This is a genomic window from Pseudomonas sp. B611 (assembly GCF_055407965.1).
The window spans coordinates 76690-99281 of sequence record NZ_JBUZST010000002.1; the positions used below are offsets into that span (position 1 = coordinate 76690).

General features: G+C 61.5%; 23 protein-coding genes. 10 read left to right on the top strand and 13 right to left on the bottom strand.

Annotated elements, in window-relative coordinates:
- Positions 1 to 67: 67 nt before the first annotated feature.
- Positions 68 to 283: a dodecin gene (locus ACZRMO_RS05420; RefSeq protein WP_003220389.1), complete on the bottom strand. Its 216-nt coding sequence runs from the start codon at positions 281 to 283 to the stop codon at positions 68 to 70.
- 156 nt (positions 284 to 439) lie between these two features.
- On the opposite strand from ACZRMO_RS05420, the gene ACZRMO_RS05425 reads away from it, so the two are divergent.
- A complete protein-coding gene (locus ACZRMO_RS05425) occupies positions 440 to 766 on the top strand; it encodes an ElaB/YgaM/YqjD family protein (RefSeq protein ID WP_003170746.1) in 327 nt (108 codons plus the stop codon).
- Here ACZRMO_RS05425 and ACZRMO_RS05430 read toward each other — a convergent pair.
- The gene (locus ACZRMO_RS05430; RefSeq protein WP_124527053.1) at positions 763 to 1659 is read right to left on the bottom strand and encodes a LysR family transcriptional regulator; all 897 of its coding nucleotides are present in this window, start codon (positions 1657 to 1659) and stop codon (positions 763 to 765) included. The two genes, ACZRMO_RS05425 and ACZRMO_RS05430, sit on opposite strands and share 4 nt — an antisense overlap.
- Before the next feature lie 110 nt (positions 1660 to 1769).
- Between ACZRMO_RS05430 and trpB the strand changes: the two genes are divergently transcribed.
- The 4 genes from trpB to ACZRMO_RS05450 all read left to right on the top strand — a co-directional run bounded on the left by trpB (position 1770) and on the right by ACZRMO_RS05450 (position 6222).
- The gene (trpB, locus tag ACZRMO_RS05435; protein ID WP_463972172.1) at positions 1770 to 2996 is read left to right on the top strand and encodes a tryptophan synthase subunit beta; all 1227 of its coding nucleotides are present in this window, start codon (positions 1770 to 1772) and stop codon (positions 2994 to 2996) included.
- Positions 2996 to 3805: a tryptophan synthase subunit alpha gene (gene trpA / locus ACZRMO_RS05440; protein WP_463972173.1), complete on the top strand. Its 810-nt coding sequence runs from the start codon at positions 2996 to 2998 to the stop codon at positions 3803 to 3805. Before trpB ends, trpA begins: the two co-directional genes overlap by 1 nt.
- A 140-nt stretch (positions 3806 to 3945) precedes the next feature.
- On the top strand, positions 3946 to 4389 hold the full coding sequence (locus tag ACZRMO_RS05445; protein ID WP_463972174.1) for an anti-virulence regulator CigR family protein: 444 nt from the start codon (positions 3946 to 3948) through the stop codon (positions 4387 to 4389).
- Between the two features lie 174 nt (positions 4390 to 4563).
- Positions 4564 to 6222, top strand: coding sequence for a BBE domain-containing protein (locus ACZRMO_RS05450; RefSeq protein ID WP_463972175.1), 1659 nt, complete (start codon positions 4564 to 4566; stop codon positions 6220 to 6222).
- A 39-nt stretch (positions 6223 to 6261) separates the two neighbouring features.
- On the opposite strand, the gene ACZRMO_RS05455 is transcribed toward ACZRMO_RS05450, so the two are convergent.
- The 6 genes from ACZRMO_RS05455 to ACZRMO_RS05480 form a co-directional block, all read right to left on the bottom strand.
- Positions 6262 to 7566: an MFS transporter gene (locus ACZRMO_RS05455; RefSeq protein WP_463972176.1), complete on the bottom strand. Its 1305-nt coding sequence runs from the start codon at positions 7564 to 7566 to the stop codon at positions 6262 to 6264.
- Positions 7567 to 7749: 183 nt separating this feature from the next.
- Positions 7750 to 8898 carry a galactonate dehydratase gene (gene dgoD / locus ACZRMO_RS05460; RefSeq protein ID WP_463972177.1) on the bottom strand — a complete coding sequence of 383 codons (1149 nt, stop codon included), beginning with the start codon at positions 8896 to 8898 and terminating at the stop codon, positions 7750 to 7752.
- 47 nt (positions 8899 to 8945) lie between these two features.
- Positions 8946 to 9566, bottom strand: a complete 621-nt coding sequence (locus ACZRMO_RS05465) for a 2-dehydro-3-deoxy-6-phosphogalactonate aldolase (protein WP_124527048.1) — start codon at positions 9564 to 9566, stop codon at positions 8946 to 8948.
- 1 nt (position 9567) lies between these two features.
- On the bottom strand, positions 9568 to 10527 hold the full coding sequence (locus tag ACZRMO_RS05470; protein WP_463972178.1) for a 2-dehydro-3-deoxygalactonokinase: 960 nt from the start codon (positions 10525 to 10527) through the stop codon (positions 9568 to 9570).
- Between the two features lie 95 nt (positions 10528 to 10622).
- A complete protein-coding gene (locus tag ACZRMO_RS05475) occupies positions 10623 to 10952 on the bottom strand; it encodes a DOPA 4,5-dioxygenase family protein (protein ID WP_017734738.1) in 330 nt (109 codons plus the stop codon).
- 31 nt (positions 10953 to 10983) lie between these two features.
- Positions 10984 to 11934, bottom strand: coding sequence for a choline sulfate utilization transcriptional regulator (locus ACZRMO_RS05480; protein ID WP_207040218.1), 951 nt, complete (start codon positions 11932 to 11934; stop codon positions 10984 to 10986).
- A 103-nt stretch (positions 11935 to 12037) separates the two neighbouring features.
- On the opposite strand from ACZRMO_RS05480, the gene betC reads away from it, so the two are divergent.
- The 3 genes from betC (at position 12038) to ACZRMO_RS05495 (ending at position 16209) form a co-directional block, all read left to right on the top strand.
- A complete protein-coding gene (gene betC, locus ACZRMO_RS05485; protein WP_463972179.1) occupies positions 12038 to 13552 on the top strand; it encodes a choline-sulfatase in 1515 nt (504 codons plus the stop codon).
- Positions 13553 to 13567: 15 nt separating this feature from the next.
- Entirely contained in the window at positions 13568 to 14482 is a 915-nt protein-coding gene (gene choX, locus ACZRMO_RS05490) for a choline ABC transporter substrate-binding protein (protein WP_463972180.1), read from the top strand.
- Between the two features lie 158 nt (positions 14483 to 14640).
- Positions 14641 to 16209 (top strand): SulP family inorganic anion transporter, encoded by a 1569-nt coding sequence (locus tag ACZRMO_RS05495; protein ID WP_463972181.1) that lies wholly within the window; start codon positions 14641 to 14643, stop codon positions 16207 to 16209.
- 118 nt (positions 16210 to 16327) lie between these two features.
- On the opposite strand, the gene aroE is transcribed toward ACZRMO_RS05495, so the two are convergent.
- Entirely contained in the window at positions 16328 to 17146 is an 819-nt protein-coding gene (gene aroE / locus ACZRMO_RS05500) for a shikimate dehydrogenase (RefSeq protein ID WP_463972182.1), read from the bottom strand.
- Positions 17146 to 18078, bottom strand: a complete 933-nt coding sequence (hemF, locus tag ACZRMO_RS05505; RefSeq protein ID WP_463972183.1) for an oxygen-dependent coproporphyrinogen oxidase — start codon at positions 18076 to 18078, stop codon at positions 17146 to 17148. Before hemF ends, aroE begins: the two co-directional genes overlap by 1 nt.
- Positions 18079 to 18237: 159 nt before the next feature.
- Here hemF and ACZRMO_RS05510 point away from each other — a divergent pair, with 159 nt between their 5' ends.
- On the top strand, positions 18238 to 19215 hold the full coding sequence (locus ACZRMO_RS05510) for an NADPH:quinone reductase (protein ID WP_463972184.1): 978 nt from the start codon (positions 18238 to 18240) through the stop codon (positions 19213 to 19215).
- 128 nt (positions 19216 to 19343) lie between these two features.
- Here the strand turns inward: ACZRMO_RS05510 and tsaC are convergent, their stop codons facing one another.
- The 3 genes from tsaC to ACZRMO_RS05525 all read right to left on the bottom strand — a co-directional run bounded on the left by tsaC (position 19344) and on the right by ACZRMO_RS05525 (position 21890).
- Positions 19344 to 19901: an L-threonylcarbamoyladenylate synthase type 1 TsaC gene (gene tsaC, locus ACZRMO_RS05515; protein ID WP_463972185.1), complete on the bottom strand. Its 558-nt coding sequence runs from the start codon at positions 19899 to 19901 to the stop codon at positions 19344 to 19346.
- Between the two features lie 54 nt (positions 19902 to 19955).
- A complete protein-coding gene (gene dprA, locus ACZRMO_RS05520; RefSeq protein WP_463972186.1) occupies positions 19956 to 21050 on the bottom strand; it encodes a DNA-processing protein DprA in 1095 nt (364 codons plus the stop codon).
- A 63-nt stretch (positions 21051 to 21113) separates the two neighbouring features.
- The gene (locus ACZRMO_RS05525; RefSeq protein WP_463972187.1) at positions 21114 to 21890 is read right to left on the bottom strand and encodes a peptidoglycan-binding protein; all 777 of its coding nucleotides are present in this window, start codon (positions 21888 to 21890) and stop codon (positions 21114 to 21116) included.
- 135 nt (positions 21891 to 22025) lie between these two features.
- Here ACZRMO_RS05525 and def point away from each other — a divergent pair, with 135 nt between their 5' ends.
- Complete coding sequence (gene def / locus ACZRMO_RS05530; protein ID WP_017736259.1) at positions 22026 to 22532, top strand: peptide deformylase; 507 nt, start codon at positions 22026 to 22028, stop codon at positions 22530 to 22532.
- Positions 22533 to 22592: the final 60 nt, after the last annotated feature.

Below are 22592 nucleotides of genomic sequence, written 5' to 3' on the forward strand. Positions count from 1 at the left end.
CGACGCTCGTGGCATCGGCACCCATTGGTTGTAGCGCAGGTTATGGCAATCAGCCAGTTAGCAAAGTTCAACTACTGGCAATTCGGAATCCCACCTTGAGCGTGACCTGGAAGTGCGCGGCCTTGCCGTCCTTGATGTGGCCACGGGTATCGACCACCTCAAACCATTCCAGGTGCTTGATGCTTTTGTTGGCCTCGGCCAGGGCGTTGTTGATGGCATCTTCGATGCTGGAGGTGGACGAGCCCACCAATTCGACTTTCTTGTAGGTGTGATGATCAGACATGAGGTTTCTCCTGAGGGTCGTCAATAAAGCCTAGCAGTCAATGTTCATACTGCTTCTGGCGACCGTTCCTAAGCAAAAGTTCAGATTTACTGCACTTTCTGAAACCACGGGAGTCGGTATCTACACACGCCACTCAATCACTTCAGGAGAGTCCACATGGCCAACACTTCTTTACGCAAAGCGTCGCTGGAAAGCATGGAAGCCGAGATTTCGAGCCTGCTCAAGTCTCTGGAAAGCCTCAAGGACGATGCATCTGACGAGTCGCGCAAGACCTTGAAGGCCCTGAAAAGCAATGCCGAGAATGCCCTCAAGCACTCCCGTCACCTGATCAGCGATGCCTACGAAGAAAGCAAAGTGAAAATCCGCGAAACCGGTGTTGCTACCCGGGACTACGCGCAGGAACACCCATGGACTACAGCCGGTGTTGCTGTAGGTGCGCTGGGCCTGCTGGCCGCGTACTTGCTGTGCAAACGCGGTGACTAATCCGGCTGGCGCAACAGCTCAGCCTTGAGCCACTGCGCCAGTTGCCCGGCGCGCCCGTCCGCGGCGCGCTTGGGCAGCCACAACGCCAGGTGCGCCGGGGTTTCGCTGAAACCCCACGGTGCCACCAACCGGCCCGCACGCAAGTCCTCCGCCACCAGCGGCTCGGGCGCAATGGCCACGCCAAGTCCGGCTACCGCGGCTTCCAGCAAATAATACAAATGCTCAAAGCCCTGGCCGTGTTTCAACGCGCCGGGTGCGATGCCGTGCTGCTGCGCCCAACTGGGCCAGGCTTGCGGGCGGGATGTGGTATGCAGCAGCGCCTCAGCGCACAGGGCCGAAGCCGGCGCGTGGCGCAAACGCTCATAACCGGCGAAACGCGGGCTCATCACTGGCCCGATGCGTTCGCTGGCCAACGCGTACACCTGCATATCCGCTGGCCAAGGCGGCTCGGCGAATACCAGCAGGGCGTCCAGGCCTGGGCGACGGGGGTCAAGGTCACCATCACCGGCTGACAGGTGCAAACGCAGATCCGGCAGGTCAGCGTTCAAGCGGCCCAGGCGCGGGATCAGCCAGCGCGCCAGCAAACTCCCCGAGCAACCCAGGACAAAGGGCGCCTCGGCACTGGCTTGGGTCAGTTCTGCGCAAACATCCCTTAACCGCTCGAACGCCTCCGCGCTGGCATCCCTTAGGCGAATGCCGGCATCTGTGAGTTTAAGGCCGCGCCCATCCTTGACGAACAAGCTCACACCCAGGTGCTCTTCCAGCACCTTCAGCTGCCGACTGACTGCACCGTGGGTCACGTGCAATTGCTCGGCTGCCTGACTGACGCTGTTCAGTCGCGCTGTAGCTTCAAATGCCCGCAGGGCATTGAGGGGCGGAAGGTCTCGGCTCATCTGTGAGTTTTCCTGACAGGTTGCGGCAATCTTATCGGTTTTCAGGCCACAGCGTGAGGGGTAGAGTGGCCGTCATTGTTTCCTACACCCATTCTTTCCTGGAGCGTCCCATGACTCAGTCCCAGACCGACCTACGCAACGGCCCAGATGCCAACGGCCTGTTTGGCGCGTTCGGCGGCCGCTACGTCGCTGAAACCCTGATGCCGTTGATCCTCGACCTGGCCCGCGAATACGAAGCGGCCAAGATCGATCCGGCGTTCAACGAGGAATTGGCCTACTTCCAACGGGACTACGTCGGCCGCCCAAGCCCACTGTATTTCGCCGAACGCCTGACCGAATTCTGCGGCGGCGCCAAGATCTACCTCAAGCGCGAAGAGCTGAACCACACCGGCGCGCACAAGATCAACAACTGCATCGGCCAGATCCTGCTGGCACGGCGCATGGGCAAGAAACGCATCATCGCCGAGACCGGCGCCGGCATGCACGGCGTGGCCACCGCCACCGTCGCTGCACGTTTCGGCCTGCAATGCGTGATCTACATGGGCACCACCGACATCGAGCGCCAGCAGGCCAACGTGTTCCGCATGAAGCTGCTGGGCGCGGAAGTGATCCCCGTAGTCGCTGGCACCGGCACCCTCAAGGACGCAATGAACGAAGCCCTGCGTGACTGGGTGACCAATGTCGACAGCACCTTCTACCTGATCGGCACGGTGGCCGGCCCACACCCTTACCCGGCGATGGTCCGCGACTTCCAGGCCGTGATCGGCAAGGAAACCCGCACCCAACTGCAAGCCCAGGAAGGCCGCCTGCCGGACAGCCTGGTTGCATGCATCGGCGGCGGTTCCAACGCCATGGGCCTGTTCCACCCGTTCCTCGACGACACCAGCGTGGAAATCATCGGCGTTGAAGCCGCTGGCCACGGCATCGAAACCGGCAAGCACGCCGCCAGCCTCAACGGCGGCGTACCCGGTGTATTGCACGGCAACCGCACCTTCCTGTTGCAGGACGACGACGGCCAGATCATCGACGCCCACTCGATCTCCGCCGGCCTCGATTACCCGGGCATCGGCCCGGAACACGCGTGGTTGCATGACATCGGCCGCGTTCAGTACACCTCGGTGACCGACGACGAAGCCCTCGACGCCTTCCACAAATGCTGCCGCCTGGAAGGGATTATTCCTGCACTGGAAAGCGCCCACGCCCTGGCCGAAGTGTTCAAACGCGCACCGACGCTGCCGAAAGATCACCTGATGGTGGTTAACCTTTCCGGCCGTGGCGACAAAGACATGCAGACCGTAATGCACCACATGGAAACCGCCCAGCAGGAGAAACACTGATGAGCCGCCTGCAAACCCGCTTCGCCCAGCTTAAAGAACAAAACCGCGCCGCCCTGGTGACCTTCGTCACCGCCGGCGATCCGGGTTATGACACCTCGCTGGCCATCCTTAAAGGCTTGCCCGCCGCTGGCGCCGACGTGATCGAACTGGGCATGCCCTTCACCGATCCGATGGCTGACGGCCCGGCGATTCAGTTAGCCAACATCCGCGCGCTGGAAGCCAAGCAGAACCTGCTGAAAACCCTGCAAATGGTCCGCGAGTTCCGCAAGGACAACAGCGAAACCCCGCTGGTGCTGATGGGTTACTTCAACCCGATCCACAAATATGGCGTGCCGAAGTTCATCGCCGACGCCAAGGAAGCCGGCGTCGACGGCCTGATCGTGGTCGATATGCCGCCCGAGCATAACGGCGAGCTGTGCGACCCGGCCCAGGCTGCGGGCATCGACTTTATCCGCCTGACCACACCGACCACCGATGATGTGCGCCTGCCTACCGTGCTCAACGGCAGCTCCGGCTTTGTGTACTACGTGTCGGTGGCCGGTGTGACCGGTGCCGGTGCCGCCACCCTGGAACACGTCGAAGAGGCCGTGACCCGCCTGCGTCGCCATACCGACCTGCCGATCAGCATCGGTTTTGGTATCCGTACCCCTGAGCAAGCGGCGGCCATCGCCCGTTTGGCTGACGGCGTAGTGGTAGGTTCGGCGTTGATCGATCACATCGCCACTGCGAAAAATGATCAGCAAGCGATTGATGGCGTACTGGGGCTGTGCGCAGCGCTGTCGGAAGGTGTCCGCGGCGCCCGTAAGTAAGCGGCTCGTAAGCGGTAGGTAAAGTTCCTGATACAGAGGAATCATCCTGTCGATCCGCTACCTAAACTGACAAGACCAAGGGATTTCGAACCTCGTTCGAGATCCCTTTTTTGTTGTTCGCGCAGTTGAGGAAGCCCCCAATGAAAATGCCTAAAACCGTGATTGCCAGCCTTGGCGTGCTGGTCCTGGGCGCCAGCGCCCTGGTGCAGGCGGCGCCGAATGATCAGGGCGGTCCTGACCGTGGCGGCCCGCAAGGCCAGCACGAACAGCAGCGTGGCAACGACCATCGCGGCCCGCAGGACAACCGTCGCGGCGGCCCGCCCCAGGACTTCGGCCCGGTACGCCAGGTGATCCGCGACAACCACGGCCAATTCTCCCGTGGCGCACCGCCACCGCCGAATGTGCGCCTGGTGCGGGGCCAGCCACTGCCCCATGGTTACTACGGCGAACGCCTGGACAGCCGCGCCCTGGCACGCTTGCCGGTGTACCAGGGTTACGAATGGCGCCGTTCGGGGCCGGATGTGTTGTTGATTGCCGTAGGAACCGGCATCGTTTACGAGATCCTGGATGGCGTGTTGAATTGATTGCGTAACGCTTTCAATTCCTGCACTAGGCTTGAGGGGGCGAACATTGCGTTCCCCCCTTAACTCACTTCATGCCTATTGCCGTCTAACCACCTCTGCAAGCCCCGCATTCCTTGCCATCCGGTTGTTAAGTTAGCCGCATCAGAAGTCATCCTTTGCTCTCTGGAGTACATCATGGCATTTGATCTCGTCACCGCCTCGGACCGCCGTCACTCGACCCTGCAAAAAGGCTTCAACCTGCGCTGGCCCTTGGGCAACGTGCAGGGCCAATCCTCGCCCAATGGCGCCAACCTGATTTACCTCTGTCACAGCCCCCAAGACATCGTCGCCGCTGCCGCCCAGGCGCTGGCCGTGCCCAATGGCCGCATCACCGTGCGCAGTGGCGGCCACTGCTACGAAGGCTTCGTTGCTAACAAAATGCCCGGCAACCCCAATGAAGTGCTATCGATTCTGGATATCAGCCAGATCAACCAAGTGCAGTACGACGCCAACGGGCAGATAAGCTCCGATCTGGTGCCAGCTTCGCCTCATCACTACAGCTTTCGCCTTGAGGCGGGTGGCCAGAACTGGGATGCCTACGTCGCGCTGTACAAACTGGCGAACAAGAGCCTGCCCGGTGGTTCGTGTTATTCGGTCGGGCTGGGTGGGCATATTTGCGGCGGCGGCTACGGGTTGTTGTCGCGCAAGGATGGCCTGGTGTGCGACTGGTTGAGCGGTGTCGATATACTGGTGCCGAACGCCCAAGGCAATGGCCTGCTACCGGTGCATGTCGCCCGCAACAGCACCAATCAGGACGATCTGGATCTGTTTGCCGCATGTTGCGGCGCAGGCGGAGGGCAGTTCGGAATCATCACCAGTTATTACTTCGAAAATTTGCCTGACGCGCCGAAGGAGGTTCTTTGGCTGGTGTTGGAGTGGGACTGGGCACTGATGACCAAGCCCCGGCTCGACGCCTTGCTGGCGGCGTATCAAGACTGGTTTGCACGCAACCAAAGCAACCCGGATACCTGGGGCCTGGCGACCAAGTTGGAGATGCGTCACCAGAACACCGGCAACATGACGATGGATGTTCATTACGTGGATAAGAATGGCGGGGTGAATGACCTGGCCGCCTTCGACGACTTCGTGAGCAGCATGCTCAATGCCATCGGCATACCCGCCACCGAATGCCTTAGCCAATCGCCCACCACCCATCTGCCCCCCAGCAACCCGAAAGGACGCACGATCAACTCACTGCCAACGGCGCTGGCGGCGGCACGCCAAATGGATTGGCTGCATTGCCAGCAGACCCTCAACGGCTCGGGGCCAAACCAGCGTGGCCGGTATAAATCGGCTTATCAGATGGGTATTTTTACCCCAACGGTGTTGAAGGCAATATGGGATACGCTGACGCGCAATGACCCGAATAAGCTGCTGACCCAAAGCCTGATCCAGATCCAGTCATTCGGCGGGCAAATAAATGAAGCCAACGCCGCAGTTCGCCGTGAGTCCTCGGTAGCCCAGCGTTCGTCGTACTTGAAGTGGCAACCCCAATGCTATTGGCGAGATGACAGCAGCGCGGCGGATCAGGCACACGCACAATGGATTCAAGGGCTGTTTTTCGCGGCCTTCGCCAATGACGGTGGCGTTCCGGTCAATGCGCAATTCCAGGGGTGCTATATCAATTACCCAGACCGCGACATGCTGTTCATTGATGGCGACCCCAGCAAGGGGCCGAACCCGCAGTGGTACAAGATCTTCTTCCCTGACCTTATGATCGAAAGCCGCCTGCGGCGCACCAAACAGCGTTGGGACCCGTTGAATGTGTTCCGTAACGAGATGTCGGTGCCGTAACCCGGAAGTAACGGGCGGCCGCCATGCCGCCCGTTTTTCTTACAACTCGATGCGCTCGACCTTACCAACCAGCAATATGTAGGAAAGCGCCCCGAGCAACGCCAGCACCGCGATATAGGTAATCGCCGGCGCAAACGAATCACCACTGGCCAAAAAGCCAATCACGATCGGCGTGGCGATCGCCGACAAATTACCGATGAAGTTGAAGACTCCACCGGTCAGCCCCAACAGGCGCGCCGGTGCCAGGGTCGACACCAAGGACCAGGTAATCGACGCCAACCCATTACCGAAGAACGCCAGCGCCAGGAATGCGATCACCCACGCCGTCGAGTCCACGTAGTTGGCACCGATGATTGCCGTGGAGATCAGCAACCCGCCAATGATCGGCAACTTGCGCGCAAAGCCCACCGAGGCGCCCCGGCGAATCAGCCAGTCGGAAAAGATCCCGGAACACAGCACGCCGACAAACGCTGCGAGAAACGGCAGCGACGCCAGCAGGCCGGACTTGATGAAGTCCATGCCGCGATACTTCACCAGGTAGGTGGGGAACCAGGTCAGAAAAAACCACAGCGTGGAGTTCAGGCAAAACTGCCCCAGGTAAATGCCCCAGAGTTTGCGCTTGCTCAGCACGATGCCCAGGTCCACCCAACTGAACGGCGTCTTCGCGGCTTTTTCCTGCATGTCCACCAGGCCACCGCCGTCACGGATCAAGGCGATTTCCGCAGCGTTGGCGCCTTTGAAATCCTTCGGTTCGCGGTACACCGCGTACCAGATCGCCGCCCACAGGATGCCCACGCCACCGGTGACGACAAACACCATGTGCCAGCCGAACGCATGCTGCAGCCAGGCCAGCACCGGCGTGAGGAACGCCAGCCCGACAAATTGCCCGGAGGTGTAGAAGCCAATCGCCGTGGCCCGTTCACGCTCGGGGAACCACGTGGTGACCACGCGGCTGTTGATCGGGTAGGCGGGAGCCTCCAACGCACCGACGGCCATGCGCAGCACAAACAGGGCGATAAAGCTGGCGGCAAATCCGAGCATCACGGTGGCGATGGACCACAGCAGCAGGGCGGCGGTATAGAGAATGCGCGGCGGCACGCGGTCCACCAGCCAGCCACCGGGGATCTGCATCGCGGCGTAGGTCCAGCCGAACGCGGAGAAAATCAGCCCGACGTGTACCGGGTCGATGCCCAAGTCACTGGTCAGTGCCGGGGCGGCAATCGACAGGTTGCTGCGGTCGAGGTAGTTGATGACCACGGTGATAAACAGCAACACCATGATGAAGTAGCGCTTTCGGGTAGGCGTGACTAAAGAAGCCTGGCCGGTAAAGGATTCAGGGTGCATGAGGGGGTGCCTCTTCTTATGTTTATTGAGGACAGAGGGGAAAACTTACTGGAGGAACGCGGTCAGTGTGGGAGCTGGCTTGCCTGCGATGGCGGTGTATCAGTGCCATATGTGCTTGCTGACCCACCGCCATCGCAGGCAAGCCAGCTCCCACATTTTTGACCGTGTTCCTTCAGTCAGGCATCACCACTCGGCAAAGCTGCCGTCGGCATGGCGCCAGATCGGGTTGCGCCAGCGGTGGCCGATGGCCGCGCGTTCGATCACGTATTCCTCGTTGATCTCGATACCCAGGCCCGGCCCGTTGGGGATCTTCACAAAACCTTGGTCGTAGTCGAACACGCCCGGGTCTTTCACATAGTCGAGCAGGTCGTTGCTCTCGTTGTAGTGAATGCCCAGGCTTTGCTCCTGGATAAACGCGTTGTAGCAAACCGCGTCCAGTTGCAGGCACGCGGCCAGGGCAATCGGGCCCAGCGGGCAGTGCAGGGCCAGGGCAACGTCGTAGGCTTCGGCCATGTTGGCGATCTTGCGGGTTTCGGTGATGCCACCCGCGTGGGAAGCATCGGGCTGGATGATGTCAACGTAGCCTTCGCTGAGCACGCGCTTGAAGTCCCAACGCGAGAACAGCCGCTCGCCGAGGGCAATCGGCGTGCTGGTCAGCGGCGCCAGCTCTTTGAGCGCTTCGTAGTTTTCGCTGAGCACTGGTTCTTCGATAAACATCAGTTTGTACGGGTCTAGCTCTTTCATCAGCACCTTGGCCATGGGCTTGTGCACCCGGCCATGGAAGTCCACGCCGATGCCGACGTTCGGGCCCACCGCGTCACGCACGGCAGCGACGTTGGCCAGGGCCAGATCGACTTTTTCGAAGCTGTCGACGAACTGCAATTCTTCCGTGCCGTTCATCTTCACGGCGGTGAAACCACGGGCCACGGCCTCTTTGGCGGCACGGGCGGTGTCGGCGGGGCGATCGCCGCCGATCCAGGAGTACACGCGGATCTTGTCGCGCACCTGGCCACCGAGCAGATCGCTCACCGACACGCCGAGGGCCTTGCCCTTGATGTCCCACAACGCCTGGTCGATGCCGGCGAGAGCGCTCATGTGTACCGCACCGCCGCGGTAGAAGCCGCCGCGATAGAGCACGGTCCAGATGTCTTCGATGTTGCGTGGGTTTTTGCCGATCAGGTAGTCGGACAGTTCTTCAACGGCAGCAGCAACGGTGTGAGCGCGGCCTTCGACTACGGGCTCACCCCAGCCGGTCACGCCCTGGTCGGTCTCGACCTTGAGGAAGCACCAGCGCGGCGGGACGATAAAAGTCGTCAGTTTGGTGATTTTCATCTGTTATCTCTCTTATAGATGCAGCGCCTGTGGGCGCGAAACTTGATTCAGTTCAGGGCTTTCCAGGCGGCGACATAAGCCTGGGCACGGCTCGCTACCTGATCCACGCTCATACCCGGTTTGAACAAACCGGAACCCAACCCGAAGCCTTTGGCGCCGGCGTCGACAAACACCTGCATGTTGTCCGGGGTGATGCCGCCCACCGGCAGCAGCAACGTGCCCGCCGGCAAGACCGCCAGCCACGCCTTGATCACCGCCGGGCCCATTTGCTCGGCGGGAAACAGCTTCAATACGTCAGCACCTTCAGCCAGGGCGGCGAAGGCTTCGGTGGGCGTGGCAACGCCCGGCGACAAAAACAGGCCCGCCGCTTTCGCCGCGCGCAGCACCTTGGCATCGCTGTGGGGCATGACGATTACCTGGCCCCCGGCCGCCTTGACCTGCTCGACCTGCTCGGGCGTCAACACCGTGCCGGCACCGATCAGGCAATCGGCGGGCAGGCTGTCGCGCAGGGTGCGGATGCTGGTGTACGGGTCCGGCGAGTTGAGCGGCACTTCGATCACGCGAAACCCGGCCTGGTACAGCACCTGGCCGACGGCCTGGGCTTCGTCCGGGCGAATACCGCGCAGGATGGCGATCAAACCGTTTTGTGCGAGTGCGTGCTTGAGCATCTCAGGCCTCCGATGCAGGTTGAGTGAGCCCGGCGGCCACGGCCAATTGCCACAGGCCACGTTCGCTGGCCTCCGGCGCAAGGCTGACGTGGGCGAAACCGCAGAGGGCGAGGGCGCGTTGATAGCGGGTGCAGAGGGCGGCGGCGCCGACCAGAATGATCGGCTGCTGCTTGGCGCGGGCCGGCAAGCCGGCGAGTTCATGGCCAATCAGCAACCCGGAAAGGTAATCCGGCTGCTGCTCGGGGGCGAGTTCGCCGGTCAGGCCAAGGGTACGGGCGCTGAACAGGGTGGACAGCACGCCGCGCTGGCCGTCTTGCGAGAGCGCCACCTGCACGCCACGGTCAAAGGCCTCGGCCTGAAAGTGTTCGGTCGGCAGTTGGGTGCGCCCAAGGATGCTGTGCTTGCTCAGTACCGCGAAGACTTCGCCGGTCATGAAGGTATCGAAGTGGGTGATGCAGCCATCGACCACCTCGACCCATTTGGAATGGCTGCCGGGCAGGCCGATCAACACCTCGGCACCGAGGCCTTGCAGCACGCCCAGCACCTGGGTTTCTTCGCCGCGCATCACATTGGGCAAACCAGCCTGCTCGATCACGCCGGGCACGATATGTACATCCACCCCGCGCAAGCTGCGCAGGCGGTGCAGCGCCTGGCCGAGGCGGGCGACATCCACCGGCGTATGGCGGTAGGCCGCTTCGCTCCAGCCCTGGGCACTGCCGACCATGCCGCAGGCAATCACCGGCAGGCCGGGCTGGGCGTCGAGCCAATCGCCGCAGGCTGCGTCGAAGGCCAGTTCGAAGCCATTGCTGCAATGCACGCCGGCAATGTCCCGGGGCTCGCTGGGCAAATGCATGATCCCGCACGCCAGCGCGCGGTGTTCCAGTACTACGCCAGCCGGGCCGAGTTTGTAAGCACGAAGGGAGCTGGTCCCCCAATCGAGCGCGATCAATTGCGCCTGCATCGCTTCACCTGAGTTCTGAGCGGATGCAGGAATATAAACCTACGCGAGCGTAAGTCTCAATATATAAATATCAATCCCATATTTAGGGATGAAGTTTAGGAAAAAGCTGACAAATTCAGTTCCCGCATCGCCCCCATCCAGACCGCGTAGTCGGTGTGATCCTTCAGGTCATCGCCGGTATCGGGGTGCAGGAACACCACCAGCCCGTTGCGATGGATCACCAGCCACGGCAGCACCACGCCGATGTACTCAGGATCGAACGCCAGTTGGCAGCTCCAGTCCGGGTGCGGGCCGACGGGTTTTTCGTGGACACGGCCCATGCGCAGCGGGAACAGTTTGGCGGCGTCTTCGCACAGGGTGCGCGCTTGTTCGATGGTGCTCGCGTCGAAGTAGATATGGGCGTGGTAGCCCTTGATACGTTGCATGACGGACTCCGGATCCAGTAAGCGGCAAATCCTAGACCGCAATCGACGGCAGAGCCAGCCCGGTCAACGACTGCGCGCTGCTGGCTTGCTCGGCCAGCAGCCACTCGACAAAGCGCTCCACCAACTGGCCTCGGCGTTTGCGCTGGGGTTGCACCACGTAATAGCCAAACCGCGAAATCACCGTGTCGCTGACCGGCCGGCACAGCCAGTTCTGCTCCAGCAGGTTGTCCACCAGGTGGCGCCAGCCAATGGCCACGCCCTGGCCGGCAATCGCTGCCTGGATCAGCAAGGTGTAGTTGTCGAAACGCAGCTGGCCTGGCGTGGGCGCGGCACTGATGCCCAGTTCGCGGAACACGCCGCTCCAGTCGAACCACTGGCTGTTGTTTTCCTGGCGCAGGTGCAGCAACGGGAAATCATGCAAATTTCGTAGAGTCAGTGGCGTGACCTGCTCCTTCAGCCACTGCGGGCTGCACACCGGGAACACTTCCTCGTTGAACAGCCACAGGCTCTCGCCTTGCTTGAAGCGGCCGTCGCCAAACAACACCGCCACGTCGATATCGCTGCGCAGGGTGGCGTGGTTGCGTTCGCTGGTCACCAGGCTCACGTCGACTTGCGGGTTGGCCTGGTGGAAACGGTGCAGGCGCGGCATCAGCCAATAGGCGGCGAAAGCAAAGTCGGTGGCCACTTGCAGCACTTCGTGCTGATCCTGCTGGGTGATGGCACTCAGGCCGGCGTTGATGCTCTGCAAGCCGCCCTGCACATGGTCGAACAGCAGCGCGCCGGCATCGGTCAACTCGATACCGCGATAGATGCGATCAAACAGGCGAATCGCCAGCTGTTCCTCCAGGCGCTTGATCTGCTGGCTGATGGCCGGCTGGGTGGTGCCCAACTCCATCGCGGCGGCGGTAAAGCTGCGGTGTCGCGCGGCCGCTTCAAAGGCACGCAACAGGTCGAGGGACACATCACCAAGGGCTTCATACATAAGCTGTGCTTATCCTAGACATTGCATTTCGTGGGCTTTACCCCAATTTCCATGGGCTGCATGCTCATTCGCATAAACACCGCCTATGGAATGCCGAGAACCCATGAAGCGCAAGAACATTCTTTTCATCATGGCCGATCAAATGGCCGCGCCGCTGCTGCCGTTCTACGGTTCTTCGCCGATCAAATTGCCCAATCTGAGCCGCCTCGCCGCACAGGGTGTGGTGTTCGACGCCGCCTATTGCAACAGCCCGTTGTGCGCGCCGTCGCGTTTTACCCTGGTCAGTGGGCAGTTGCCGAGCAAGATCGGCGCCTACGACAACGCGGCCGATTTCCCCGCCGATGTCCCGACCTATGCTCACTACTTGCGTCGCCTCGGCTACCGCACGGCGCTGTCGGGCAAGATGCATTTCTGTGGCCCCGACCAATTGCATGGCTATGAAGAACGCCTGACCAGCGACATCTACCCCGCCGACTACGGCTGGGCAGTAAACTGGGATGAACCGGGCGTGCGCCCCAGTTGGTACCACAACATGTCGTCGGTGCTGCAAGCCGGCCCGTGTGTGCGCACCAACCAGCTCGATTTTGACGAAGAGGTGGTGTTCAAGGCCCAGCAATATCTGTTCGATCACATCCGCGAGGACGGCGACCAGCCGTTCTGCCTGACCGTGTCGATGACCCATCCCCATGACCCATACACCATTCCCAAGCCGTTCTGGGATATGTACGACGACGCCGACATCCCACTGCCTACAACGCCAGCGCAAGCGGATCTCGACCCGCATTCCCAGCGCCTGCTCAAGGTCTACGACCTGTGGGACAAGCCGCTGCCTGTGGATAAGATTCGCGATGCGCGCCGGGCCTACTTCGGCGCGTGCAGTTACATCGACAGCAACGTCGGAAAACTCCTGCAAACCCTGGAAGACACTGGCCTGGCCGACGACACCGTGATCATTTTCTCCGGTGACCACGGCGACATGCTCGGCGAGCGTGGCCTCTGGTACAAAATGCACTGGTTTGAAATGGCCGCCCGCGTGCCGCTGCTGGTGAGTGCGCCAGGGCAGTTTGCATCGGGCCGTGTCAGCCAGGCCGTGTCCACCGCCGACCTGCTGCCAACGTTGGTGGAACTGGCCGGTGGCACACTCGACCCGCGCCTGCCACTGGACGGCCGCTCATTGGTCCCGCACTTGCAAGGGCAGGGCGGGCACGACGAAGTGTTTGGCGAATACATGGCCGAAGGCACGATCAGCCCGTTGATGATGATTCGCCGGGGCGCCTACAAATTCATCTACAGCGAAGACGACCCTTGCCTGCTGTTCGATGTCCACAATGACCCGCACGAGCGGGAAAACCTCAGCCAGTCACCGGAACACCGGCCGCTGTTCGAGGCGTTTTTGAAGGAAGCGCGGGCCAAATGGGACATCCCGGCGATCCACCAGCAGGTGCTCGCCAGCCAACGCCGCCGTCGCCTGGTGTTTGAAGCACTGACCCAGGGCAAGCTGAAGAGCTGGGATCACCAGCCACTGGTGGACGCCAGTCAGCAGTACATGCGCAACCATATCGACCTCGACGACCTGGAGCGCAAGGCACGTTATCCACAACCCTGCCAAAACCAATAAAACTGAGGGAAGGACATGCAAAAGTTGACTGTGATACTGGGCATGTTGGCGCTCGGCAGCACCAATGTGTACGCGGACACAAGCTGTGAAACGGTAAAAATGGCCGATCCAGGCTGGAGCGATATCGCCGCCACCAATGCCATCACCGGTTTTCTGCTGACGGGCATGGGCTACAAACCCAAGGTCGATACCCTGGCGGTGCCGATCACCTTTGGCGGGCTCAAGGACGGCCAGGTGGATGTGTTCCTCGGCAACTGGATGCCGGCGCAGCAGGGCTTCTATGACAAGTTCGTCGCCAATGGCGATGTGGTGCAACTGGCGAAAAACCTCGACGGCACCGAATTCACCCTCGCCGTGCCGGACTACGTGTGGGACGCCGGTGTGCATGACTTTGCCGACCTGAACAAATTTGCCGACAAGTTCGACAAGAAGATCTACGGCATCGGCTCCGGTGCGCCAGCGAACATCTCGTTGCAGGAGATCATCAAGAAGAACGACTTCGACCTCGGCCAGTGGAAGCTGATCGAGTCCAGCGAACAGGCGATGCTCGCCGAAGTGTCGCGGGCGGTGAAGAAACAGCGCTTTGTCACCTTCCTCGGCTGGACGCCGCACCCGATGAACGTGCAGTTGAAAATGCACTACCTCAAGGGCGGCGAGAAGTACTTCGGTGACACCGGCAGCGTGTACACCCTGACCCGCAGGGGGTACGCACAAGCCTGCCCGAACGTCGGAAAACTGCTGACCAACCTGAGTTTCACCCAGGAGATGGAGAACAGCATCATGGCCGAGGTGGCCAACAACAAGGTCAGCAATGCCGAGGCGGCGAAGGCGTGGATCAAGGCGAATCCGGCGGTGCTGGATAAGTGGTTGGAGGGGGTGAAAACCGTGGATGGCAAAGATGCGTTGTCCGCAGTTAAAGCAAAACTCTAAGGCCTGATGCTATTCAAATGTGGGAGCGGGCTTGCTCGCGAATGCGGTGGGTCAGTTGGAACATTTTTGGCTGACAGACCGCTTTCGCGAGCAAGCCCGCTCCCACAGGGGCCAGCCTGTGCTGATATTCTGCGGCAAACCTTCAAACCGAGACCCTGATGCCCCGGCCCACCCGCCACACTCTTTTCCCCTTCCTGCGCTGGCTGCCGCGCCAAACCCGCGCCAGTGTCAGCCGGGATGCCATCGTCGGCCTCAGCGGCGCGGTGCTGGCCTTGCCGCAGTCGATTGCCTACGCACTGATCGCCGGCCTCCCTCCGGAATACGGGCTGTATGCCGCCATCATCCCGGTGCTGATCGCGTGCCTGTGGGGTTCGTCCTGGCACCTGATCTGCGGCCCCACGGCGGCAATCTCCATCGTGCTCTACGCCAGCGTCAGCCCACTGGCCGTGCCGGGGTCACAGGACTACATCACGTTGATCCTGCTGCTGACCTTCCTCGCCGGGGTTTTCCAGTGGTTGCTGGGCATGCTGCGCTTCGGCGCGCTGGTGAATTTCGTCTCCCATTCGGTGGTGCTGGGCTTCACCCTGGGGGCCGCCGTGGTGATTGCCCTGGGGCAGTTGCCCAACCTGCTGGGGCTGGATCTGCCGAGCCAGGCCACGGCGATCAAGAGTTTGCTGGCGCTGGTGGATCACGGCGGCGAGTGGGACCACGCCTCGCTCGCCCTGGGCCTCGGCACGTTGCTGGTGGGCGCATTGCTCAAATACCTGCTGCCACGTTGGCCGACGCTGCTGATCGCGTTGGCGCTCGGCAGCCTGGTGGCGTGGCTGTGGCCGGCGATGTTCGGGCATGTGGCGCGGGTCAGTTCGTTTGTCGGCAAGCTGCCGCCGTTCAGCCCGTTGCCGATGGACCTGGACATGCTCCTGCGCCTGCTGCCCAGCGCCGTGGCGGTGGGCATGCTGGGGCTGGTGACCAGCCTGTCGATTGCCCGCTCGCTGTCGGCGCGTTCGCAGCAATTGCTCGACGCCAACCAGGAAGTCCGGGCGCAGGGCTTATCCAATATCGTCGGCGGATTTTTCTCCGGGTACTTGTCAGCCGGTTCGTTTACCCGTTCCGGCCTCAGCTATGAAGCCGGTGCGTGCTCGCCCCTCGCCGGGGTGTTTTCTGCCCTGTGGGTGGCGCTGTTTGCGCTGTTTGGCGCGGCATTGATCGCCCATATCCCGATCCCGAGCATGGCCGCGAGCATCCTCCTGATTTGCTGGGGGCTGGTGGATCACCGAGGCATTCGTGCTCTGTTTCGCGTGAGCCGCGCCGAGTTTGTGGTGATGGGCCTGACCTGCGTCGCGACCTTGTTGCTGGAGCTGCAAACGGCGATTTATGCGGGGGTGCTGGCCTCGTTGTTTTTCTACCTCAAGCGCACGTCGCAACCGCGGGTACAGCACTGGCGCGATGGCGATGAAGATGTATTGCGGGTCGGCGGCTCGATCTTTTTTGGCGCCAGCCATTACCTGCAAGTGCGCCTGCAACGGTTACAGGGCGAACGGGTGGTGATCGAGGCGCAGCAGATCAACTTTATCGACTATTCCGGGGTGGAGATGTTGCACCAGGAAGCGCGGCGGTTGCGGGGGTTGGGGAGGAGCTTGACGTTGCGCCGGGCCAGGCCGCAGGTTGTGGAGGAATTGAAGAAACTGGAAGGGGCCGAGAAATGCCCCATCCATTTCGAAGACTGAATACGGTTAAAACTGTGGGAGCTGGCTTGCCTGCGATAGCGGTGTGTCAGCTTGCCTATCTGGCACTGATACACCGTTATCGCAGGCAAGCCAGCTCCCACAGGGTTCTTCACGAGGCTTAAATCAGTTGGCGACGCAGTTCGGCCAGCACCGGCGCCGACTCCGGGCGCACACCGCGCCACAGGAAAAACGCCTCCGCTGCCTGCTCCACCAACATCCCCAAGCCATCCATCGCCACGGCGGCACCTTGCTCCGTCGTCCAGCGGCAAAACGCAGTCGGCTCCTTGCCATACATCATGTCGTAGCAAAACGTCTTGCCCGGCTCGATCAGGCTGCCGGCAATCGGCGGTACATCGCCTGACAGGCTGGCGGACGTAGCATTGATGATCACATCCACCGGCTCACGCAGCCAGTCGAAACCGCTGGCAGACACCGGACCCAGGTCGCCAAACAGCTCAGCGAGCATTTCGGCTTTTTCCACGGTGCGGTTGGCAATGATCAGCGAGGCCGGCCGCTCTGCGAGCAACGGCTCCAGCGCGCCACGTACCGCACCGCCAGCGCCCAGCAGCAAGATACGCTTGCCTTGCAGGCTTAGCCCCGCGTTGACCGTGAGGTCGCGCACCAGGCCGGCGCCGTCGGTGTTGTCACCCAGCAGGCTGCCATCGGCGAGCTTGCTCAGGGTGTTCACCGCGCCAGCACGTTGGGCCCGTTCGGTGAGGCTGTTGGCCAGGCGGTAGGCGTCTTCCTTGAACGGCACGGTGACGTTGGCGCCACGGCCTTGCTGAAAAAACTCACGGGCACAGCCGGTGAAATCCTCCAGCGGCGCTAGCAAGGTGCTGTAGTCCAGTTGTTCGCCAGTCTGCTCGGCGAACATCCGGTGGATCAGCGGCGACTTGCTATGGCCGATGGGGTTGCCGAACACCACATAACGGTCCATCAGACCGCCGCCTTGGGCGTGGCAAGGCCGAGCCAGTCACGGTCTTGCAGGAAGTAGTCGGTGAGGCGCGCTTCTTCGCTGCCGGCCTCGGCTTTCCAGTCGTAGCTCCAGCGCACTTGCGGCGGCAGCGACATCAGGATCGACTCGGTACGCCCGCCCGATTGCAGGCCAAACAGGGTGCCACGGTCGTAGACCAGGTTGAACTCAACGTAGCGACCACGGCGGAATTCCTGGAATTCGCGCTGTTGCTCGGTGTAGGCGCTGGCCTTGCGGCGCTGCACGATCGGCAGGTAGGCGTCAATGTAGGCGTCGCCAATGGCGCGGATGAAGGCGAAGCAGGTGTCGAAGTCCCACTCGTTCAAGTCGTCGAAGAACAGACCGCCGATGCCGCGCGGTTCATTGCGATGCTTGATGTGAAAGTAGGTGTCGCACCAGGCTTTGTAGCGCGGATAAACGTCTGCACCGAACGGCGCACAGGCCTGCTCGGCCACGCGGTGCCAGTGGATGCAGTCTTCTTCGTTGGCGTAGTAGGGCGTGAGGTCAAAGCCGCCACCGAACCACCACACCGGCTCTTCGCCTTCTTTTTCGGCGATGAAAAAGCGCACATTGGCGTGGGACGTCGGTACATGAGGGTTGTGCGGATGAATCACCAGCGACACGCCCAGGGCTTCAAAACCACGGCCGGCCAGTTCCGGGCGATGGGCACTGGCGGACGGAGGAAGACCGTTACCAAACACGTGGGAAAAGTTAACGCCGCCTTTTTCGATCACCGCACCGTCTGCAATCACACGGGTGCGACCGCCGCCGCCGGCAGGCCGGGTCCAGGCGTCTTCGATAAAGCGAGTGTCCGTCTCGAAGGTTTCCAGGGCGCTGCAAATGCGGTCTTGCAGGTCAAGCAGGTAGGCCTTTACAGCCTCGGTGCGGGTAGTCATGGCATCACCTTGAATCGGGCAAAGCTACGCGAGGCCATTGGGCGTCGGCGGCAAATGGGCGCACAGGATACCACCGCACCCCGTTGCGCCGCAGTTGACGAAGATCAAGCTTAGGAGTTCGATAGCCGACTACGCGAATTCGACCCGAGGAGAAGGCAGATGGCAAAACGTATCCAGTTCAGCGCCCATGGCGGTCCCGACGTGCTTGAGTATGTGGACTACACGCCTGCGGAACCCGGCCCACAACAGGTTCGCGTACGTAACCAGGCGATTGGTCTGAACTTTATCGACACTTATTTCCGCAGCGGTTTGTACGCACCGCCTGCGTTGCCATCGGGGTTGGGCGCAGAAGGCGCCGGTTTGGTCGATGCCGTCGGCAGCGAAGTCACCCAGTTCAAGGTCGGCGACCGCGTGGCCTACGGCAGTGGGCCGCTGGGTGCGTACAGCCAACTGCATGTACTGCCGGCCGCCAACCTGGTGCACCTGCCGGACGAGATCAGCTTCGAACAGGCCGCTGGCGCCATGCTCAAGGGCCTGACCGTGCAATACCTGCTGCGCCAGACCTATGAGTTGAAAGGTGGCGAGACCATCCTGTTCCACGCCGCTGCCGGTGGCGTGGGCTCCCTGGCCTGCCAGTGGGCCAAGGCCTTGGGCGTGAAGCTGATCGGTACGGTCAGTTCGCCGGAAAAAGCCGCCCTGGCGAAATCCCTCGGTGCCTGGGAAACCATCGACTACAGCAAGGAAAACGTCGCACAACGCGTGCTGGAATTGACCGACGGTAAAAAGGTGCCGGTGGTGTACGACGGCGTGGGCAAGGACACTTGGCTGACCTCGCTGGACAGCGTGGCACCACGCGGTTTGGTGGTGAGCTTCGGCAATGCGTCGGGGGCGGTGGATGGGGTGAACCTGGGGATTTTGTCGGCGAAAGGTTCGCTGTACGTGACCCGGCCGACCTTGGCCACCTACGCCAACAACCCGCAGAACTTGCAGGCGATGGCGGATGATCTGTTCTCGATGATCAAGAGCGGCAAGGTGCGCATTGATATCAACCAGCGGTATGCGCTGGCGGATGCGGCGAAGGCGCAGACGGAGTTGTCGGGGCGGCGCACGACGGGGTCGACGATTTTGTTGCCGTAAGGCTGATCGTTCCCACGCTCCGCGTGGGAATGCAGTCCTGGACGCTCTGCGTCCGCTCTTGAAGTCGTGACGCAGAGCGTCACAAGAGGCATTCCCACGCAGAGCGTGGGAACGATCACACCTCGGTCTCAGGACGGGCGCATCACCTTACCCGTAGCCAAATCGCGAATCAGGCTCGGGTTCTTGCGCCCACCCAGGGCGCCACCAAGCACCAGGTCCACCTGGCCACGGAAATACTGCTCCACGCGAATCCGCGTACGCGCCGCCGGGCGGCCCTGCGGGTTGGCCGACGTGGAAATCAACGGCCCAACTTCTGCACACAAATCCCGCACCAACGGATGATCACTGACCCGCAACGCCACCGTGTCGTGCACACCGGTAACCCACTCCGGCAGCAAGCCCTGATGGGGCACCAACCAGGTGTTCGGCCCCGGCCAGGTGCTGGCCATGCGGTCGATCCAGTCTTGCGGGAAGTCTTCGAACAAAAAGTCGAACTGGCGAATGCTATCCGCGACCACGATCAAGCCTTTGTCCACTGAACGGTTCTTGATCGCCAGCAAGCGGTCCACCGCTTCTTCATTCCAAGGGTCGCAGCCCAGCCCCCACACCGCCTCGGTTGGGTAGGCAATCACCGCACCTGCGCGAATTTCTCGTGCGGCTTCCAGCACACGCCACCTGTTGACCATTGTTTACTCTCCAGACCAAAGCTCTGGGCAGTTTACCGATCTCTGTTACAAAACCTAGCAGCGCGCGAGCCAGCGCCCGCTTTCACAAGTCACGCGACCCTCCAGTTCCAGCTCGGTGAGGGTCGCCAGCACCTGGGACAACGGCCGCCCGCTGGCAGTCGCCAGGGCTTCGCTGGTGTGGGGCGCCGCGTGCAGCAGCGCCACCAACGGATGGGTGACTGGCACCGGTGCCGGGCGCGACAACGCCTGCCAGCCGCGCAAGGCTTCCAGGATGTGCTCGATGGTTTCCACCAGCACCGCACCCTCGCGGATCAACTGGTGACAGCCCTTTGCGCCGGGATGGTGGATGGAGCCCGGTATCGCATACACCTCGCGGCCTTGCTCGGCGGCGAGCTTTGCGGTGATCAGCGAACCGCTGGCCATACTGGCTTCCACCACCAGCACGCCGAGGGACAGGCCGCTGATGATCCGGTTGCGCCGGGGAAAGTTGCCTGCCTGGGGCGCGGTGTCCAGCGGGAACTCGGAAACCACGGCGCTGCCCTGCTCAATCATCGCTGCCGCAAGCCGTTTGTTGCGCTGTGGATAAAAATTTTCGAGGCCGGTACCGAGTACGCCGATTGTCTGACCACCGACATCTAATGCCGCCTGATGCGCCGCACCATCAATACCCAACGCAAGGCCGCTGGTGATGACAAAACCAGCGCTCGCCAAACTGCGCGAAAACGCGGCGGCGGTGTCCATGCCGGGACGCGAAGCACGGCGACTGCCGACCACCGCCAATTGCGGTTTTTCCAGGATCCGAGGGTCGCCGGCGACGAATAACAAGGGCGGCGCGTCGTCGATCTGGGCGAGCAACGCGGGGTACTCGGGCTGGTCCCACATCAACAAATGCTGGGCCGGGCGCGCCAGCCAGGCCAGTGCCGCGCTGGCGCCGTCGCGCACCTCATGACTGCGCCGGGCATCCGCGCTGATGGCTGGCAACCCCAGGGAACGCCAGGCACTGGCGGGGGCACTGATGGCTTTTGACGCATTACCGAATGCTTCGATCAACAAGCGAAAACGCTTGGGACCCAGTTCCGGCAGCCTGTGCAAGCGTAGTCGTGCTTCCAGTTCTGCTGGGGATATTTCATGGCTGTTTGTCGGATACATCTGATCATCCTTGACCGGAATAAGCTGTGGATAACTCTGTTGGTAACTTATTTAGCAGGCTATTTATTGTGTTTGATGGGCAGTCTCGAAACGGTCCATGACCGCCAGGGGGCGTGAGGCACTGAGGACAAGGCCGTAACTGAGCTTTTCGTAGGTGCGAAACACCAGCAGAGTGCCCGCGCGCTCATCGGGAAGTTTCAACGGTGCGCCGGTGAGAGGGTCGCGTACGCTGGCGCCGGTTTTGATCACTGCCAACCGTTGCCCTTCGATCAGGCCATCGCGCCGGCCTTTATTCAGGGTCACGGCATCCAGCACGCCGATCTGGGTAACGCCTCTGGGGATGTCGATGATTTTTCCTTCAATGAAGGTCGCAGGCTCCGACACCTCCAGGCGCGTCAGATCTACGGGCGGCTGGGCGCGGAGCAAACGATCGCCGGGGCGTACCTCTTGGGTCACCCGCTGCACGGTCAGGGTGGAGAGATCGCCCGCCGTCACAAAGCGCGCGGTGCCGATGTCATCGGCGTTGATGCCCAGCAGTTCGTGGGTCTGTGGATCGGTGTAAACCTTGCCGCGCCGGAAGATTCCGTAGAACGGTTGGGAAGGGTCCAGCACGCCTCGCGCATGCACCTGCTCACCCGGCGCGCCCAGCACCCGGCCGGCGTCAGCCGCGACGATGTAGGGCGCGTTGTCCAGGTCTTGAAGGGAATCCAGCACGCGGTTATGCAATAAAAAGCGCTGGATGGCCTGTTGCGTCGGCTGATCCAGGCGCTGGCCCGGTGATGGCAGCAGGGCCATGGCGAACGGGGCCCACAACAGTAAGACGAGCAGCGATTTCCTCATGGGGTGAATCTCCTTTATTATGTGCGTTCGCGTGAAATGCCTTGGCCTTCGCGGCTTTTAAGGGTTTCACACCGGTCGTTTGGGTCCATCCCAACGCCGATTTGCCTTTACCTCACATGTGCAGCAATTACGCTTATGGCTATTTTGAACATCCTCGAATTCCCCGACTCGCGCCTGCGCACTGTCGCCAAACCGGTGGCCGTAGTGGACGACAAGGTTCGTCAGTTGGTCGATGACATGTTTGAAACAATGTATGAAGCCCCGGGCATCGGCCTCGCCGCGACCCAGGTCAACGTGCATCAGCGTGTCGTGGTCATGGACCTGTCGGAAGATCGCAGCGAGCCGATGGTGTACATCAACCCAGAGTTCGAACCGCTGACCGAAGAGATGGGCGAGTACCAGGAAGGCTGCCTGTCGGTGCCGGAGTTCTACGAGAACGTCGAGCGCCCGCTGCGCGTGAAGATCAAGGCCCTGGACCGCGACGGCAAGCCGTTCGAGCTGATTGCCGAAGGCCTGCTGGCGGTGTGCATCCAGCACGAATGTGACCACCTCAACGGCAAGCTGTTTGTCGATTACCTGTCCACGCTCAAGCGTGACCGGATCAAGAAGAAGCTGGAAAAAAAGCATCGCCAGCAAGCTTGATGCCCGTCTTCCAAAGGCTTGCTGCGGCAAGCCTTTTTCTTTTGTGACTGTTTTTAACCG